This window comes from Nonomuraea candida (genome assembly GCF_000725485.1).
In the GTDB taxonomy this organism is placed as follows: Bacteria; Actinomycetota; Actinomycetes; order Streptosporangiales; family Streptosporangiaceae; genus Nonomuraea; species Nonomuraea candida.
In genome coordinates this window covers 75,606-90,486 of the sequence record NZ_JOAG01000013.1, presented here as the reverse complement: position 1 = coordinate 90,486, position 14,881 = coordinate 75,606, and the positions used below count along the sequence as shown (strand labels likewise).

The window sequence follows — 14,881 nt, the reverse complement described above, 5'->3', positions numbered from 1 at the left end:
GTTCGCCCCGGGGACCGGACGGCAGTCTGGCTCACATGACGAAGACGATTTCCCGTTTCGACGACAAGGTCGCCCTCATCACGGGCGGCACCAGCGGCATGGGCCTGGCGGCCGCGCGCAGGCTGCTCGACGAGGGCGCGCACGTGGTCCTCACCGGACGCGACGAGCTCCGGCTGAAGGCGGCCACCGAGGAGCTGGGCGGCGGCGACCGGCTCCTCCCGGTCCGCGGCGACGCGGCCGACCTCGCCGACCTCGACGCGTTGATGGCCGCGATCAAGGAGTGGCGCGGCCGGCTGGACGTGGTGTTCGCCAACGCGGGGGTGGCCTCGTTCGGGCACGGCGGCGACGTCACCGAGGACGACTTCGACCGCGTCGTGCGGATCAACCTCAAGGGCGTGTTCTTCACGATCCAGAAGAGCCTGCCCCTGATGCCGGAGGGCGCGGCGATCGTGATCAACGCGTCGTGGACGCTGCACCGGGGCCTGCCCGGCTCCTCGGTGTACGCGGCGACCAAGGCCGCGGTGCACAATCTGGCGCACACCTTCGCGGCCGACCTGGCGCCCCGGAGGATCAGGGTCAACTCCGTCAGCCCCGGCTACATCGAGACCCCGATGTACCACGCCGCCGTCTCCGAGGAGGAAGGCGCCGCCGTCGTGGCCGCCGTGCCCGCCGGGCGGCTGGGCACCTCCGAGGACGTCGCCGCCGCGGTCGCCTTCCTGGCCTCCGGGGAGGCGTCGTACGTCAACGGGCAGGACCTGATCATCGACGGCGGCCTGGTGTCCACGGCCTCCGGCCTGTCGCTGTGACACCCCCGCGGGCCGGGGGGGCGGCGAAAAACCAGTCGCCGTCCCCCGCGACCTGCGGCAGCATGACCACGGCGATGTCGGACTCGGGGAGGGCGGACGGCCGTGCTCGCATCACAGGAGATCTCCGCGGGCAAGCCCGCCGCCCGCAAACCCGCGATCCTGCTGGCCCTGCGCTTCTACGGCGGCGAGCTGAGGCGGCAGTGGCCGGTCGCCGTCCCCACGCTGGTCCTGCCGGCGCTGGGCAACGTCTGCCTGTTCTACCTGGCCCCGCTGGCGGTGGCCGGGGTCGTGGGCCACCTGGCGGGCGGGGGCGACGGCTCGCTGCCCGCCCTGCTGCCGTACGTGCTCGGCTTCGGCGGGCTGCTGCTGGCCGGCGAGACGCTGTGGCGGTTGGGCCTGCACTTCCTCAACCGCACCGACGCCCGGGGCATCGAGCGGCTCGGCGTGGTCGGCATGGACGAGCTGCTGGTCAAGGACGCGGCGTTCTTCCACGACAACTTCGCCGGGGCGCTGACCAAGCGGGTGCTCGGCTTCTCCGCCCGGTTCGAGGACTTCGTCGACACGCTCGCCTTCTCGATCATGGCGAAGCTGGTGCCGCTGATCTTCGCCTCGGTGGTGCTCTGGAATTACCACCCGCTGCTGGTCCTCGTGCTGGTGGGGCTCATCCTCGTCACCGGCTTCCTCGTCGCCCCGCTCATCCGCCGCAGGCAGAGGCTGGTGGACGAGCGCGAGGCCGCGAAGGTCCGCGTGTCGGGCCACGTCGCCGACGTGCTGGCCAACATGGAGACGGTGCGCGCGTTCGCCGCCGAAGAGCGTGAGGCCGCCGAGCACCGGGCCAGGCTCGCCGAGCAGCAACGGCTGTCGCTGCGCTCCTGGGACTACAGCAACCTCCGGGTGGACACCGTCGTCGCCCCGCTCTCGGTCCTCACCAGCGCCGTCGGCCTGCTCCTCGCCGTGGCGCTGCGCGGCGGCCTGGGCGTGGAGGCGATCGTGGTGACCTTCACCTACTACACGAACACGATCAGCATCATGTTCGAGTTCAACCAGATCTACCGCCGCGTCGAGAGCGTGCTGACCGAGGCCGCCCAGTTCACCGAGCTGCTCCTCGCGCCGCCGACCGTGCTCGACCCGCCCGACCCGCAGCCGCTGCGCCCGAAGGACGCGAGCGTGCGCTTCGAGCGGGTGCGCTTCGGCTACGACGCCGATGCGCCGCTCTTCGACGGCCTCGACCTCGACTTCCCCAGCGGCGCCAAGATCGGGCTGGTCGGCCGGTCGGGCGGCGGCAAGAGCACGCTCACCCGCCTGCTGCTGCGTCTCATGGACGTCGACGGCGGCCGCATCCTGATCGGCGGCCAGGACATCACCCGCTTGCGCCAGGCCGACCTGCGCAGCCTCATCGCGTACGTGCCGCAGGAGCCGGCCATGTTCCACCGGTCGATCCGCGACAACATCGCCTTCGCCCGCCCGGACGCCACCGAGGCCGAGGTCCTGCGGGCGGCGCGGGCGGCGCACGTCACGGAGTTCGCCGAAACGCTGCCGGACGGGTTCGACACCCTGGTCGGCGAGCGCGGCATCAAGCTCTCCGGCGGCCAGCGCCAGCGGCTCGCCCTGGCCAGGGCCATCCTGCGCGACGCGCCGATCCTGCTGCTCGACGAGGCGACCAGCGCCCTCGACTCCGAGAGCGAGCTGCTCGTGCAGGAGGCCCTGTGGCACCTGATGCAGGACCGCACCGCGCTCGTGGTCGCCCACCGGCTGAGCACCGTCGTCCGGATGGACCGGCTGGTCGTGCTCAACCGGGGGCGCGTCGTGGAACAGGGCACCCACGGCGAGCTGCTGCGGGCCGAAGGGCCGTACGCGCGGCTCTGGCACCACCAGTCCGGCGGCTTCCTGGCCGACGACGACACCTCCGGCGCGCTTCACCGCTGACCACCCCCGGCCCGCCCGGACGCCGGGTTTGCCGGGCCCCGCCGGGGGCACTGGCGAAGGACGGGAAGGGGGAGGCTCGTGACAGTGGTTGATGCCGTCCGCGACCGGGGCGGCGTGTGGGGGAGCAGGCGATGAGGCTGCCGGCCGCGCGCGGTCCCGTCACCGCGACGCTCTTCGAACGCCTGGCAGGCCCGCCCGACGACCGGCCGCTGCCGCTCGACGTCACCGGCGCCGCGCCGGCCGATCCTGACGTGCAACTGGCCCTGTTCGCCTGCTACGAGCTGCACTACCGGGGCTTCGAGGACGTGGACGACCGCTGGGAGTGGCAGCCGTCGCTGCTGGCCGCCCGGGCGGCGCTGGAGCGGCGCTTCGAGGCGGCGCTGGCGCGGGCCGTGCCCCGGCCGCCCCTGGTGGAGCCGCAGGGGGTGCGGCGGGCGCTCAACGAGCTGGTCGCCGCCGACGACGGGCCCTCCCTGTCCGAATACCTGGCGCGCCGGGCCGATCGCGGGCAGTTCAGGGAGTTCGTCATCCACCGGTCGATCTACCAGCTCAAGGAGGCCGACCCGCACACCTGGGCGATCCCGCGCCTGGCGGGCGGCCCCAAGGCGGCGCTGGTGGAGATCCAGGCCGACGAGTACGGCGGCGGCCGGCGCGAGCGCATGCACAGCGAGCTGTTCCGCGCCACCATGCGCGGCCTCGGCCTCGACGACTCCTACGGCGCCTACCTGGACCGCGTGCCGGGGATCACGCTGGCCATCTCCAACGCCATGTCCCTGTTCGGCCTGCACCGCCGCCGGCGCGGCGCCCTGGCCGGGCACCTCGCCGCGCTGGAGATGACCTCCTCGCTGCCGAACCGCCGTTACGCCGCCGGGCTGCGCCGGCTCGGGGGCGACGCCGGCGCCGCCCGCTTCTACGACGAGCACGTGCAGGCCGACGCCGTGCACGAGCAGATCGCCGCGCACGACCTGTGCGGGGGGCTGGCGGCCGCCGAACCGTCGCTGGCGGGCGACATCCTGTTCGGCGCGGCGTGCGCGCTGGAGCTGGAACGGCGGTGGGCGGCGTACGTGCTGGCCCGCTGGGAACGGGGCCGCAGCTCGCTGCTGGAGACCGCCCCGCCGGCCGACGCCCGGCAGGAAAGCACCGGCCAGGTCGTGGGCCTGCGGTGAGCCGGGGTCAGGCTGTGGGATTGCGGTAGGCCGGGGGCAGGTGGTGGGCCTGCGGCGGGCCGCCGGCTGGGCGTCGTCTTAGGTCGTGGGCTTGCGGTAGACCGTGACGTGGGCGCGGCTGTCGTCGCCGAACGGGGTCCTGTGCCAGTCGGCCCACCGGTGCTCGCGCTCCATCCCCGCCAGCCGCGCCATCAGATCCAGCTCGGCGGGCCAGGCGTAGCGGTGGTCGGCGGGCAGCAGGCGCACCCCGTCCGAGGTCAGGCGCACCTTGGTGGTCCTCATGAACTGCTCGGCGGGCGAGATCCGGGCCGCCTCGGCGAGCACGACGTCCTCGCTCAGCGACAGCAGCCGCAGCGCGGCGCCCCGGCGGAAGGCGGCGGGGTCCGGCACCCACGCCTCCACCACGAACCGGCCCCCGGCCCGCAGGTGGGCGGCGGCGTTGCGGAAGCAGTCGACCTGCGCGTCCTGCGAGGGCAGCGCGAAGATCGTGTTCGTGGTCAGCGCCACCAGGCTGAACGAGCCCTCGACCCGCGTCGTGGCGAAGTCGCCCACGGTCACGGAGACGCGCTCGCCGCCCGGCTTGGCGCGCAGCAGCTCCACCATGTCGGGAGAGCCGTCGATGCCCGCCACCGTCAGGCCGCGCGCGGCCAGCGGCAGGGCCAGCCGCCCGGTGCCGACGCCGAACTCCAGCACGGGGCCGTCCCCGGCCAGCTGGTGAAGCTGCTCCACGGTGGCGTCGGTGGGCAGGTCCTCGACGGTCGCGTCGTAGATGTCGGCGATGGCGCGCCCATAGGCCGACGGGTCGAACCCCATCAGGGCCTCCCTTCTCGCGGAGCGGGACGGGGACGACCGGCGTACCGTGGCTCCTCGCGTTCGTGGGCCTCTGCTACCCGGCAGGCGCGGGAGCAATCGGACGGTGCGCATGTTTCCCCTGCTACCGGCGGGAAAGAGGGGCGGCATGGCGAACGAGGGGGAGGACACGGTGACGGTGACGCCGTGCGAGGACGGCCCGCTGCTGGTGCGGGGGCCGTTCCGGCTGGTCACTCAGGACGGCGAGCCCATCCCGGCGGGCCGGGCGACCGTCGCGCTGTGCCGGTGCGGGCTCTCCTCGACCAAACCGTTCTGCGACGGCTCGCACAAGGCGGCCGGCTTCCGCGCCCCGAGCGAGCCCGACCCCGCCGCCTGACGCCTCGCCGAGCGGCGCAGCCACCGTGACGAGTGCGCCGCCCGGCGGAGCCTGCGGCCGGCGTACGGCACGCCGCCCCGGAGCGCGGCCCCCAGCGCGAGCCAGCCACAGGTGGCCCGCTCCATGATCCAGAGCGGCGCGAAGAGCGCCGCCGTGCCGGGGAAGACCCGTCGGCCGCCCGCCCTGCGCCTGCCCAGCTCCGCCAGCGCCACGGCCAGCCCGGCGGCGGCCAGCGGCGGGCCGTACCGGCGGCGCAGCAGGCACCAGGCCAGCGCGGGCAGCACGGACAGGAACGTCACCAGCCGGGCGGGCTGCGCCAGGTCGTCGTAGGCCTGCCTGACCCGCTGGTCCCAGAAGCGGGCGGCGTCGGGCGGCAGCCGCCGCACGTAGAGGTCCAGGGGCCGCAGCTCCCTGCCCCCGTGCGCGCGGACGGTGCGGATGAGCTCAAGGTTCTCGAACAGCACGTCACCGTCGTAGCCGCCCATCCGGGCGAAGAACGAGCGGCGCACCCCGAACGTCCCCGGGTAGTCGGCGCCGAAGCCGCGGTTGAGCAGGGTCCTGGCGGTGTCCCAGCGGGCGTGCCAGGGCAGCGGCGCGAAGTAGTTCTGGGGGCGTACGAGGTCGGCGCCGGCGAGCAGGGCCGCCATCCTGGCGAGGTCGCGCGCCTCGTAGCGGACGTCGTCGTCGGCGATGACCACGTGCTCGGCCCCGGCCAGCCGCATGCCGGTGAGCACCCCGTTGACCTTGCCGTTGGCGTGACGGAGATCGGCGTCCGGCCGGACGTGCAGCGCCAGGCCGCGCCAGGCCGCCGCGTGCCGCCGGAACAGCGGCGGGGGAGAGCCGTCGACGACGATGACCCGCACCCGGCGGGACAGGTCCCGCAGGTAGCCGGTCAGCTCGTCGAGCCCCGCGTCGTCCGTCCAGCGCAGCGGCAGGACGTAGTCCATCACGGCCTCTGACATGGGCGCCCCCCGGATTCGCGGCCCCCGGATGCGCGGCGGCCCACCTGCCACAGAGCTGCCACCGGGCGCACGAGGGAAACCTCAGGCCGCCGTGCGCGCGCGGATCACCCGGCGGCCGAGGGCCTGCGCCGGCCGCTCGATGAACCGGTAGCTCAGGGCGGCGCAGCCGACCACCACCGCGGACACCGCCATGAGGGAGGCGATCCGCGCGGGCAGGCCGACCTGCGCGGGGTACGGGACCAGCCGCCGCAGGGCCTGCACCGCGAGGGGATGCAGCAGGTAGACGGAGTAGCTGATCAGCCCGAGGCGTACGAGCAGGCGGGGCAGGACGGCCGACCGCAGCAGCCGGCCGGCCAGGAAGGTCAGCCACGCGGCCACCACGGCGGCGGACCAGCTCCACCGGAACGCCAGCGCCTGCCCCTCGGACATCCCCCACCCCGGCCCGAACCAGACGGCGGCGGCCACGGACACGACGGGCGTCAGCACGATCGCCACCTTCGTCGCCCACCGCCGGTCCTGCCCCTGGTCCAGCCGGTAGAGCGCGGTCCCGGCGAACATGGTGGCCAGGATGGCCAGGCTCTGCCAGGCCCCGATGCGGCTGTTGACCGCGACCAGGACGACGGCCAGGACGGCGATGGCGATCGCGCCGCACAGCCGTGCCCGGCGGGCGCCCCCCAGGATCATGGCCAGCCCCGCCACCATGACCACGGTCACGGCCGGCACCACCACGTCGCCGCCGAGCGCGCGCGACAGGGCGCCGGCCGGCAGCGCCCCGCCGGCGAGCACGCCCGCCAGCAGGAGGGCGAGCGTGCCCGTGGTGCCCACGCGGCGCCGCCCGATGACGAAGGTCGCGGTCACCAGCAGGTAGAACACCATCTCGTACGACAGCGTCCAGAAGACGTTGACGACGCTGACCACCTGGAGGAAGTCCTGGAGCATCGTCAGGTGGGCGACGGCCGCCGTGACCGGCTGCTCGGCCAGCTGGGCGGGCAGGACCGAGTACACCCGCACGAGCCCGAACACGGTGCCGAGCACCGCCACGACGATCCACAGCGGGTAGATCCGGAACAGGCGGCCGAGCCAGAACCCGGCGACGCTGCCCCGCCGCTCCAGCGAGGCGGGCACCACGTAGCCGCTGACCAGGAAGAACACCATGACGCCGTACTGCCCGAAGTCGAACCACGGGCTGACGGCCGCGCGGACCTCGGGGAAGAGGGGGTCCAGCAGGTGCTCGAAGAGCACGGCGAGCACGGCCACGCCGCGCAGGGCGTCCAGCCAGGTCTGCCGGCGGTCCCGCCGCGACTCCGGCGCCGGGTCCTCCGTCTGCCGCCCGCCGTTCTCTCGGCTCACCAGGTTCGTGGACATCCGGTCACGGTACGGGGTCAACCTGAGCGAACGCTTGGAGTAAGCCCAGGTGGAGCACCGACCGGGCCGGGCGGAAGGCGGCGGCGGAGTCGCGCCGGGGTCGCCCCGCCGGGTCAGTCCGGCGCGCCCAGCCCGCCCGGGTCAGTCCGAGGCGGCCAGGGCGGGGCGGAGCTCGGCCCAGGCCCACGCGCCGAGCGTCGTGTCCGTGGTGGTCTCCGGGGTCCTCGGCTGCTCGGGCACGAACCCGTCGCGCAGCCCCGTCGACATGCCCATGATGGCCTCGACCTGCGCCTCGGTCAGGCCCGCTCCGGACAGCGTGGCCCGCATGACGTCGTCCTCGACGCGCTGGACGGTGACGGTGCGGCCGAGGACCTCGCCGACCACGGCCATGGCGTCGTTCCAGGACAGGTCCCGGGGGCCGTGCACGGCGCGGATGTGCCGCCCCGACCAGTCGGGGCGCAGCAGCAGGGACGCGCCCACCATGGCGATGTCGGCCGGCGCGACCCAGCCGAACCGCTGGTCGGGGGGAAGGAGCACGGACACGGAGCCCGAGCGGATGGCGTCGAGCTCGAACAGCAGGTTGCTGAAGAAGTAGCCGCACCGCAGATGGGTGACGGCCAGGCCGGGATCGGCGGCGGCGAGCCGGTCGAGCAGCTCCTCCACGCGGGCCAGCCCGTCGATCTCGCCGGCGCCCTTGCGCAGCTCCGCGCCCACGCTGCTCTGCAGGACGGTCCTGGGGACGCGGTTGGCGGCGATCGCGGCGGCGACGGCCTCGCCGGCCTCGACGTACCCGGCCACGGGGTCGTCGCCCTCGCCGGGCGGCACGATCAGGTACAGCGCGTCGACGCCGCGGGTCGCCTCGGTGACGGCCGCGGCGTCCCGCAGGTCGACCGCGCGCGCGTCCACGAGGTCGCCCCAGCCGGCGCGGGCCCGGCCGGGGTGGCGGCTCAGCAGGCGCGGGCGGACGCCGGCGCGGACGAGGTGGCCGACCAGGTGGCGGCCGACATTACCGGACGGTGCGGTGATGGCGATTTCCATGCCGTCACCGTACGAAGAGATGTGGCCGGATCCTGTCCGCGATGGTCGGCACACTGGAACCATGACCGTGTTCGAGCCGATCGACGGCGATCCCGCCGGCCGTACCCTCCACCTCCTGGAGCTGCTGGCGGCGCGGCCGGGCTGGTCGGCGGGCGAGCTCGCCGAGCGCCTGGCGGTGAGCACCCGCACCGTGCGCCGCGACGTGGCCCGCCTCCAACGCCTCGGCTACGCGGTCGAGAGCCGCCCCGGGCCGGGCGGCCACTACGCGCTGCGCCCCGGCAGCAGGACGCCGCCGCTGATCTTCCAGGACGACGAGGTCCTCGCCCTGGTCGCGGCCCTGCGCATGGCGGAGGGGGTGCTCGCGGGGGACGCCGCGCAGCGGGCGCTGGCCAAGCTGTCGCGGGTGCTGCCGCGGCGGTTGCGCACCGTGCTCGACCAGGCCGCCGCGGGCAGCGAGAACGCCGGCGGCGAGAGCGGGGAGGTGGACCCGGCGATCCTGTCGGTGCTGCTGCGGGCGGCCGGCGACGACCTCGTGCTGCGCTTCGCCTACCGCGACCGGCACGGGGTGGCCAACGAGCGGCGGGTGGAGTCGGTGCGCTGCCTCTATGCCCGCGGCCACTGGTACGTCGTCGCGTACGACCTCGGCGCCGCCGACTGGCGGGTGTTCCGCCTCGACCGGGTGCGGGAGCCGGAGACGGGGGAACCGGGCTCCGGCGAGCACCGCAGACCGGCGGCGGACCTGGCGGCCTGGCTGGTCACCGACTTCGGCCGCAACCCCCGCCCCGCCGCGACGGGTGCCGAACCGGAAGACGGCGGCGGGCCGGAGGTCAGGTCGTGAGGGAGGTCTCGCGCACGCCCACCTGGTGGCCGACGTCCTCGGTCTCGGCCGCGGCCAGCACGGAGTCCAGCAGCCCGGGGAAGCGGGCCTGCAGATCCTGCCGGCGCAGGGCCACGTAGCAGCGGGTGCCCTCCTCGCGGGTGCGGGTGAGCCCGGCGTCGCGCAGCACCCGCAGATGGTGGCTGAGGGTGGACTTGGCCACCGGCGCCCGCAACTCGCTCCAGCCGCGCTCCTGGCCGTCGGCCAGCACGCGCACCAGCCCGACCCGGATCGGGTCGCTGAGCGCGGACATCACGCCGATCAACGTGATCTCGCCCGCGTGAGGGTGGTGTGCCCGTCTCATCGTTCCATGCTATCCACGCCGCCCCCTCGCCCTGCCCCGGCAGTAGGACGTGGCGAGGCGGGGTCAGCGCCGCGCTGCCGTCGCAGGGCCCTGCGACGCCGTCCGGCGAGCACCGCGAGTGGGCGGGCGGCCATCCCGCCCCGCCCGCGGTCCTACGCCGGGCACTGACCGCCTGGACCCGGCTGCACGGCGCGCTCTCCCTGGAGCTGGCCGGCCACTTCACCGGCATGCGCTTCGACCCCGAGCTGTACTTCGCCGGCGAGCTGCACGAGCTGCTGACCCGCTGACGACGCCCGAGCTGCTGAGCCGCTGGACCCGCTGAGCCGCTGACAACGCCCGGGCGATCCTGCCCCATGCCCGTGTGGAGTGATGGGCGGCCGGGGCGGGGCGGCGTATGGTGGGTTACCTGGGATCTTCCGTATGCCGACAACCGCGTCGGCGTCGCCCCGGCCACAGCCGGCCTGCCACGGCCGGAGACAGGCGGCACACCTGATGCCGAACCGCCACCCAACCGCCGCGCTGATCGCCCTCCGACCGGCCCGGGTGTTCCTCGAGCCCACGCTGACCCGTGACGGGACCCTCGACGGGGCCTGGTGGCCGCATTCCACCGACCTCCAGCGGGAGCTGCCCGACCTCGTCCGGTTCCTGGAGGGCCGGCTCGGCCCCGTCCTGCGGGTCGGGCTCGACGCGGCCGCCTGGGACGAGGTCCCGGCGCACCTGCTCGTCGACGGCCGTTTCGTACGCGTCAGCGGCCGCTCGGCGACCCCGCACACCGTCAAGGTGATCCGCGGCGGCCAGGACGGCTTCAGGCTCCTGGTGATCCCGCCGCGCACGGCCGCGCCGGCCGCGGCGGCCGCGATGAGAACCGCCGCCCGCACGGGCAACATGCTGTCCGCGGACGAGATCCTCGCCCCCTTCCACCCGCCCCCTGATGCGCCGGACGAGGTCGTCGCCCCCTTTCGCCCGCTCCCTCAACCGCCGGCGCCGGGCATGAGAACGCGCCGCTACCGGGGCTCCGACAGCGGGGCGGTGCTCGCGCTCATCGACGCCGACCGCCTGCCGGGCCGGCCGCCGTGCACGCCCGGCATGCTCGTGCGGGCCGTGGCGGGGACGTCACCCCGGGCCTCCGGTCTCGGGCCGCCCCGCACCGACGTGCTGGTGGACGAGGACGGGCAGGTCGCGGGCGTGGTGTCGTACGCGACGCGCGCCGGCCACGACGGCGGGCAGATCCTGTGGCTGCACGGGCGCGAGGTCCTGAGCGTCGTCGAGACGCTCGTCCGGCACGCCCTGCGCCGGCTCGGGGGCGGCACGCCCGTGCACGCGTTCACCGCCGCGCCGGGCCCCGGTCCCGCCGCCCTGCCGACGGGGCGCCGGCCCGTGACGCGCAAGGTGCTCGAACACGCGGGGTTCGTCGCCCGGGACTCCTGGCGCTACCTGCGCCGTACGGTGCCGGGCGCTCCTTCCGCGCAGACCGCCCCCGTGGTGGAGGTGGCGGCCAGCGCCACGCCGCCGGGCTGGTGGCTGCGGGCCCGCGACGACGACGCCTCGGCCGAGCTGGTCGCCCAGGAGCCGATCGACGGCCTCGGCGTCCTGTGGTGGTTCGGCGCCGCCGCGGGCCACGCCGACGAGGGGCTCGAACGCGCGCTGCTGTGCCAGGCGGACACCCTCCTCGGCGGTCATGGAGCGGTGGAGACGATCCTCTACGCGGCCGGCGATCCGGAGCCGTCCTGGGCGTTGTTCGAGGCCGCCGGCTTCGCGGAGATCGACCACCTGGTCTCCTTCACCCGCCCGGCCGCCACCACCGGCACTGGACCGGACGCCTGACATCCCAGCGACTCACCGAAGGAATCGCATCATCGCCACCCCTTCCGTTCTCCCGTCCCAGCAGCCGGCCCGGCCGGCGCGCCGCCGCGTGAGTGAGGCGAAGCTGAGCCCGCGCGGCCAACTGACCCCGGACGTCAACCGATGGGCCTGCCCGCACGGCCTGCACGCGGGCGCGGGCTGTGTCACCTGCTACCACGCCTCCCTCACGGCCGACGCGCCGTTGCCGCTGTGGCGGATCGCGGTGTGGTTCACCTCCGAGCGGCCGATGCCGATCAGGGTGCTGAAGGACGTGCGCCGCCACGGCCGCCGCTTCGCCCTCGACCAGCCGTCCACGCCCCTGGTCTTCCTCCTCAGCGGGCAGGCACGGGCCGCGACGGACGCGGAGGCGGTCGCGGGGCTGGTCGGGTTCCTGCTCGACAACCGGCACATCGTGGACGCGTTCACGGTCACGGAGATCCGCGCCGTCCCGTTCTGACGTCTGCTGCCGGCGTGCCCGGCAGCAGAACCCTAGCCGGATGCGTGAAAGGCCTGTTTTGTGAGGCGTGAGGTAGTCTGATGAGACCGAGGACTATTCGAGCGTCGGCACTCAGGTCTGCGTCGCCCCCGGCGAACCACCACCATCGGCCCTTCTCCCAGGGCCTGAACAGGTCAGCGACCATGACACCGGCTCCTCCCAACACGCGCCGCCCGACGCCGCCTCGTCCACGATCTCCCAGGCCGCCGCGCGGCGGGCGCAGCGCAGTCCCGCGCGGGACCGGCGGCGCCCGGGCCGGGCGAGCCCGGACCGCACCCGGTCAGCAGGCACAGCCGGCCCTTCATATGCGCCTCTCCGAAGAGGAGACACCATGACCGTCACCAACGCCGCCACCCCCTGTGAAGCGAACGCCGCCGCCCCTGGCGAGGCGGATGCGCCGGAGGCCACCGTCGTCCACCTGTCCGGCGTCATCGACATCTTCACCACGGCGCAGTTGCGCGGGCGCCTGCTGGACGCCCTCGGCCACAGCGACCGCCTGCTCGTCCTGGACCTGTCCCAGGTGACCTTCTGCGGCGCCGGCGGGCTCGCGGTGCTGCTCGGCGTGCAGGGCCGGGCCCGCGCCAAGGGCATCACCCTGGCCCTGACCGGCCTGCCCCCGTTCATGAGCCGGCTCCTGAACGTCACCGGCCTGGGCCGCCGCTTCCCCGTCGTCACGTAACCCCGACCCGCCGCTTCCCCCGTCACGCAGCCCCGTCCCGCCGTCGCGGGCTCCGGCGGCCCGCCGCTCTCCCGCCGTCACGCGGCCCCTGGCTGCGTGAGCAGGCGTACGGCGGCGTCCACCGCCCGGAGCCGGGCGTCGCGCCGGGCCGGGTCCAGCGGCAACAGCTGCAGGATCGCGGCGCGCAGCGCGTCGGCGAACGGCATCCCGTCCGGCCCCATGCGACGTCCCCACCCGCGAGCTGCGCATGGAGCGCGTGCCCGTGCCCGAGCCGGGCCCCGGCGAGGTGCCCCGCAAGGAGGGCGACCCGATCCGCCTGGTCCTGCGCCCCTGACCGGACGGCCCCGGAGGCCGGGCCATCCGAGAAGGAGCCGCCCGCCCGGGGAACGGCTCAGCCGTGCGCCGCGAGGCGGAAGTCCTTGGGCGACACGCCGTACGCGCGCCGGAACGCCCGGCTGAAGTCGGCGGCATGGGAGAAGCCCCACCTGGCCGCGATGTTGTGGATCGGCACGGAGCCCAGGGCCGGGTCGGCCAGGTCGCGGCGGGCGCGTTCGAGCCGCTGCGTCCTGATGTAACCGCCGACCGTCAGGCCGCGCTCCTGGAAGAGGCGGTGCAGGTAGCTGGTGGAGATGTGGTGCTGGACGGCCAGCGCCCGCGGCGTCATGGCGGGGTCGCGCAGGTGCTCCTGGACGAACGCCTGGATGCGCATGACCAGCACGTCGCGGTTGGAGGGCGGGACGGCCGAGCGGCCGTCGACGGCGTGCGCGACCAGCGCGGTGACGAGGTCGACCAGCACCATCCCGATGCGCGGCCCGTCGGAGGCCCGGTAGGCGTCGGGCTCGTGCGTCAGCCGGGTGACGAAGTCCGCCAGCAGCCCGCCGATCCCGTCACGCGCCGAGACGTTGCTGCCCATCATCGCGTCGAGCTGGCCGCCCGGGAGCGGCAGCATCGGCTTCGGGATCATGACGGCGGCGGTCTCGAAGCTCTCGCGCCGCGCCGGCCCCCGGAACGCCACGCTGGTCATGCGCGCCAGGTCGTGCATGACGAGCTGGCCCGCGCCGGACGAGACGTGCCGGTCGGCGCAGACGGCGTGCAGGCTGCCGGTCAACGGCACCATGATCTGGTACGCCTGGTCGAACTCCGCGTCACGCCGCACGTCGGCCACCCGCCACCAGCCCTGCGCCTCCGGCACGAAGCTCTTGCGCATCGCCAGCACGGGGCCGAGTGAGAGATGGGTGCCCTTCGTGTAGGCCGGGCCGTCCGCGCCGGCGGCGTCCCGGACCAGGCCGCTCTCCTGGATCACCGGCATGCCGGGCACCTCATGTCGCTAGGCCGGCAGACCGACGAGGGCGGCGCTGTCCTGCCAGAGTGCCTCGCCCGCCGCGTCGTCGCGAGCCGTCTTCGACGGTTGCGGCCAGGTCAGCCGGCCCCGCACCAGCGAGGCGTACCCCTGGCCGGCGGGCGGGGTGATCGTGCCGAGGCAGAGGTCGGCCAGCGTGTGACCGGCGGCCCGGCGGCTGTTCATGCGCGGGACCAGGGCGCCGAGGGGCGTGCCGAGCAGGGACCAGACGATCCGGATGGGCAGGCTGAAGTTGCGGGACAGGCCGGTGCCGGGCGTCGGGCCGGGGTCGTAGGCGAGCACGGTGAGCCGCTTGTCCAGGGTCTCCGGCCGCCTGGCGAGCGTGCGCGCGGTCATCAGGCCGCACAGCTTCGACGCGGTGTACGCGTGGCCGCCGGCCGCCCGGGGGCTGCTCTCCCTGTCCGGGTCCAGCTCGGGGGCGGCGAGCAGCTTCGCGCTGGCGTGCCTGGGCGGCGGCAGCGTGCCGCCGCGCTCGGGGTCGTGCACGGAGCTGCTGGTGATCACCACCCGGCCGCCGTCGGCGAGGCGGGGCAGGAGCCTGCGGAGCAGGAGGTAGTGGGCGAGGTGGTTGACGGCGAACGTGGTCTCGTAGCCGTCGGCGGTGCGCTGGTCGATGTGGTGGAAGGAGACGCCGGCGTTCAGCGCGAGGACGTCGATGGGGGTGGCGCCGAGGTGCTCCTCCAGCGCCGCGGCGAACGCGCGTACGGAGTCGAGCCTGGACAGGTCGAGGGGCGGTAACCCGTCGCCGGTGTGCGGCCCGGGGCCGCGCGCGCCGACGAGCAGCCGCGCGCCGGCGGCGGTCATCCGTGCGGCGGCGATGGCGCCGAGCCCGGAGGTGGCTCCGGTCATCACGATCGTGGGCGGGGTCATGGGC

Annotated in this window: 16 protein-coding genes and 1 pseudogene; 9 read left to right on the top strand and 8 right to left on the bottom strand. The window is 74.7% G+C overall.

Annotation, left to right across the window (positions count from 1 at the left end):
• Positions 1-35 precede the first annotated feature (35 nt).
• From IO39_RS13940 to IO39_RS13930, 3 genes are all read left to right on the top strand, one after another.
• A complete protein-coding gene (locus IO39_RS13940; protein WP_043621591.1) occupies positions 36-806 on the top strand; it encodes a glucose 1-dehydrogenase in 771 nt (256 codons plus the stop codon).
• Between the two features lie 102 nt (positions 807-908).
• The gene (locus tag IO39_RS13935) at positions 909-2,732 is read left to right on the top strand and encodes an ABC transporter ATP-binding protein (RefSeq protein ID WP_084772827.1); all 1,824 of its coding nucleotides are present in this window, start codon (positions 909-911) and stop codon (positions 2,730-2,732) included.
• 131 nt (positions 2,733-2,863) lie between these two features.
• On the top strand, positions 2,864-3,898 hold the full coding sequence (locus tag IO39_RS13930; RefSeq protein WP_052422861.1) for an iron-containing redox enzyme family protein: 1,035 nt from the start codon (positions 2,864-2,866) through the stop codon (positions 3,896-3,898).
• Between the two features lie 78 nt (positions 3,899-3,976).
• On the opposite strand, the gene IO39_RS13925 is transcribed toward IO39_RS13930, so the two are convergent.
• Positions 3,977-4,711 carry a class I SAM-dependent DNA methyltransferase gene (locus IO39_RS13925; protein WP_043621587.1) on the bottom strand — a complete coding sequence of 245 codons (735 nt, stop codon included), beginning with the start codon at positions 4,709-4,711 and terminating at the stop codon, positions 3,977-3,979.
• 109 nt (positions 4,712-4,820) lie between these two features.
• Between IO39_RS13925 and IO39_RS57680 the strand changes: the two are divergent.
• Positions 4,821-4,979, top strand: a pseudogene (locus IO39_RS57680) (hypothetical protein); the annotation flags it as partial.
• Here the strand turns inward: IO39_RS57680 and IO39_RS13920 are convergent.
• The 3 genes from IO39_RS13920 to IO39_RS13910 form a co-directional block, all read right to left on the bottom strand.
• Positions 4,943-6,046: a glycosyltransferase family 2 protein gene (locus IO39_RS13920; protein ID WP_052422860.1), complete on the bottom strand. Its 1,104-nt coding sequence runs from the start codon at positions 6,044-6,046 to the stop codon at positions 4,943-4,945. The pseudogene IO39_RS57680 and the gene IO39_RS13920 sit on opposite strands and share 37 nt — an antisense overlap.
• Before the next feature lie 81 nt (positions 6,047-6,127).
• Complete coding sequence (locus tag IO39_RS13915) at positions 6,128-7,411, bottom strand: acyltransferase family protein (protein ID WP_084772815.1); 1,284 nt, start codon at positions 7,409-7,411, stop codon at positions 6,128-6,130.
• A gap of 141 nt (positions 7,412-7,552) precedes the next feature.
• On the bottom strand, positions 7,553-8,449 hold the full coding sequence (locus IO39_RS13910) for an NAD(P)H-binding protein (RefSeq protein WP_043621584.1): 897 nt from the start codon (positions 8,447-8,449) through the stop codon (positions 7,553-7,555).
• 61 nt (positions 8,450-8,510) lie between these two features.
• Here IO39_RS13910 and IO39_RS13905 point away from each other — a divergent pair, with 61 nt between their 5' ends.
• Positions 8,511-9,287, top strand: a complete 777-nt coding sequence (locus IO39_RS13905; RefSeq protein ID WP_169789063.1) for a helix-turn-helix transcriptional regulator — start codon at positions 8,511-8,513, stop codon at positions 9,285-9,287.
• On the opposite strand, the gene IO39_RS13900 is transcribed toward IO39_RS13905, so the two are convergent.
• Positions 9,277-9,630, bottom strand: coding sequence for an ArsR/SmtB family transcription factor (locus IO39_RS13900; RefSeq protein WP_043621582.1), 354 nt, complete (start codon positions 9,628-9,630; stop codon positions 9,277-9,279). The genes IO39_RS13905 and IO39_RS13900 overlap by 11 nt on opposite strands.
• On the opposite strand from IO39_RS13900, the gene IO39_RS57675 reads away from it, so the two are divergent.
• The 4 genes from IO39_RS57675 (at position 9,618) to IO39_RS13875 (ending at position 12,647) form a co-directional block, all read left to right on the top strand.
• Positions 9,618-9,917, top strand: coding sequence for a TetR-like C-terminal domain-containing protein (locus IO39_RS57675; RefSeq protein ID WP_052422859.1), 300 nt, complete (start codon positions 9,618-9,620; stop codon positions 9,915-9,917). The genes IO39_RS13900 and IO39_RS57675 overlap by 13 nt on opposite strands.
• 205 nt (positions 9,918-10,122) lie before the next feature.
• The gene (locus tag IO39_RS56720) at positions 10,123-11,454 is read left to right on the top strand and encodes a DUF5994 family protein (protein ID WP_211267004.1); all 1,332 of its coding nucleotides are present in this window, start codon (positions 10,123-10,125) and stop codon (positions 11,452-11,454) included.
• Between the two features lie 88 nt (positions 11,455-11,542).
• The gene (locus tag IO39_RS13880) at positions 11,543-11,929 is read left to right on the top strand and encodes a hypothetical protein (protein WP_043621579.1); all 387 of its coding nucleotides are present in this window, start codon (positions 11,543-11,545) and stop codon (positions 11,927-11,929) included.
• A 370-nt stretch (positions 11,930-12,299) separates the two neighbouring features.
• Entirely contained in the window at positions 12,300-12,647 is a 348-nt protein-coding gene (locus IO39_RS13875; protein ID WP_043621576.1) for an STAS domain-containing protein, read from the top strand.
• 77 nt (positions 12,648-12,724) lie between these two features.
• Here IO39_RS13875 and IO39_RS54340 read toward each other — a convergent pair whose 3' ends face one another.
• The 3 genes from IO39_RS54340 to IO39_RS13865 all read right to left on the bottom strand — a co-directional run bounded on the left by IO39_RS54340 (position 12,725) and on the right by IO39_RS13865 (position 14,877).
• Positions 12,725-12,868 carry a hypothetical protein gene (locus tag IO39_RS54340; protein WP_157548299.1) on the bottom strand — a complete coding sequence of 48 codons (144 nt, stop codon included), beginning with the start codon at positions 12,866-12,868 and terminating at the stop codon, positions 12,725-12,727.
• 170 nt (positions 12,869-13,038) lie between these two features.
• Complete coding sequence (locus tag IO39_RS50600) at positions 13,039-13,956, bottom strand: AraC family transcriptional regulator (protein WP_052422858.1); 918 nt, start codon at positions 13,954-13,956, stop codon at positions 13,039-13,041.
• Positions 13,957-13,974: 18 nt separating this feature from the next.
• The gene (locus IO39_RS13865) at positions 13,975-14,877 is read right to left on the bottom strand and encodes an SDR family NAD(P)-dependent oxidoreductase (RefSeq protein ID WP_043621573.1); all 903 of its coding nucleotides are present in this window, start codon (positions 14,875-14,877) and stop codon (positions 13,975-13,977) included.
• Between the last annotated feature and the right edge of the window lie 4 nt (positions 14,878-14,881).

What these genes read in the sequence shown, in the direction of transcription:
- IO39_RS13940 (WP_043621591.1), top strand. Translation starts at nt 36, where the DNA reads ATGACGAAGACGATTTCCCGTTTCGACGACAAGGTCGCCCTCATCACG.
- IO39_RS13930 (WP_052422861.1), top strand. Translation starts at nt 2,864, where the DNA reads ATGAGGCTGCCGGCCGCGCGCGGTCCCGTCACCGCGACGCTCTTCGAA.
- IO39_RS13925 (WP_043621587.1), bottom strand. Translation starts at nt 4,711, where the DNA reads ATGGGGTTCGACCCGTCGGCCTATGGGCGCGCCATCGCCGACATCTAC.
- IO39_RS13920 (WP_052422860.1), bottom strand. Translation starts at nt 6,046, where the DNA reads ATGTCAGAGGCCGTGATGGACTACGTCCTGCCGCTGCGCTGGACGGAC.
- IO39_RS13915 (WP_084772815.1), bottom strand. Translation starts at nt 7,411, where the DNA reads ATGTCCACGAACCTGGTGAGCCGAGAGAACGGCGGGCGGCAGACGGAG.
- IO39_RS13910 (WP_043621584.1), bottom strand. Translation starts at nt 8,449, where the DNA reads ATGGAAATCGCCATCACCGCACCGTCCGGTAATGTCGGCCGCCACCTG.
- IO39_RS13905 (WP_169789063.1), top strand. Translation starts at nt 8,511, where the DNA reads ATGACCGTGTTCGAGCCGATCGACGGCGATCCCGCCGGCCGTACCCTC.
- IO39_RS13900 (WP_043621582.1), bottom strand. Translation starts at nt 9,630, where the DNA reads ATGAGACGGGCACACCACCCTCACGCGGGCGAGATCACGTTGATCGGC.
- IO39_RS56720 (WP_211267004.1), top strand. Translation starts at nt 10,123, where the DNA reads ATGCCGAACCGCCACCCAACCGCCGCGCTGATCGCCCTCCGACCGGCC.
- IO39_RS13875 (WP_043621576.1), top strand. Translation starts at nt 12,300, where the DNA reads ATGACCGTCACCAACGCCGCCACCCCCTGTGAAGCGAACGCCGCCGCC.
- IO39_RS54340 (WP_157548299.1), bottom strand. Translation starts at nt 12,868, where the DNA reads ATGGGGCCGGACGGGATGCCGTTCGCCGACGCGCTGCGCGCCGCGATC.
- IO39_RS50600 (WP_052422858.1), bottom strand. Translation starts at nt 13,956, where the DNA reads ATGCCGGTGATCCAGGAGAGCGGCCTGGTCCGGGACGCCGCCGGCGCG.
- IO39_RS13865 (WP_043621573.1), bottom strand. Translation starts at nt 14,877, where the DNA reads ATGACCCCGCCCACGATCGTGATGACCGGAGCCACCTCCGGGCTCGGC.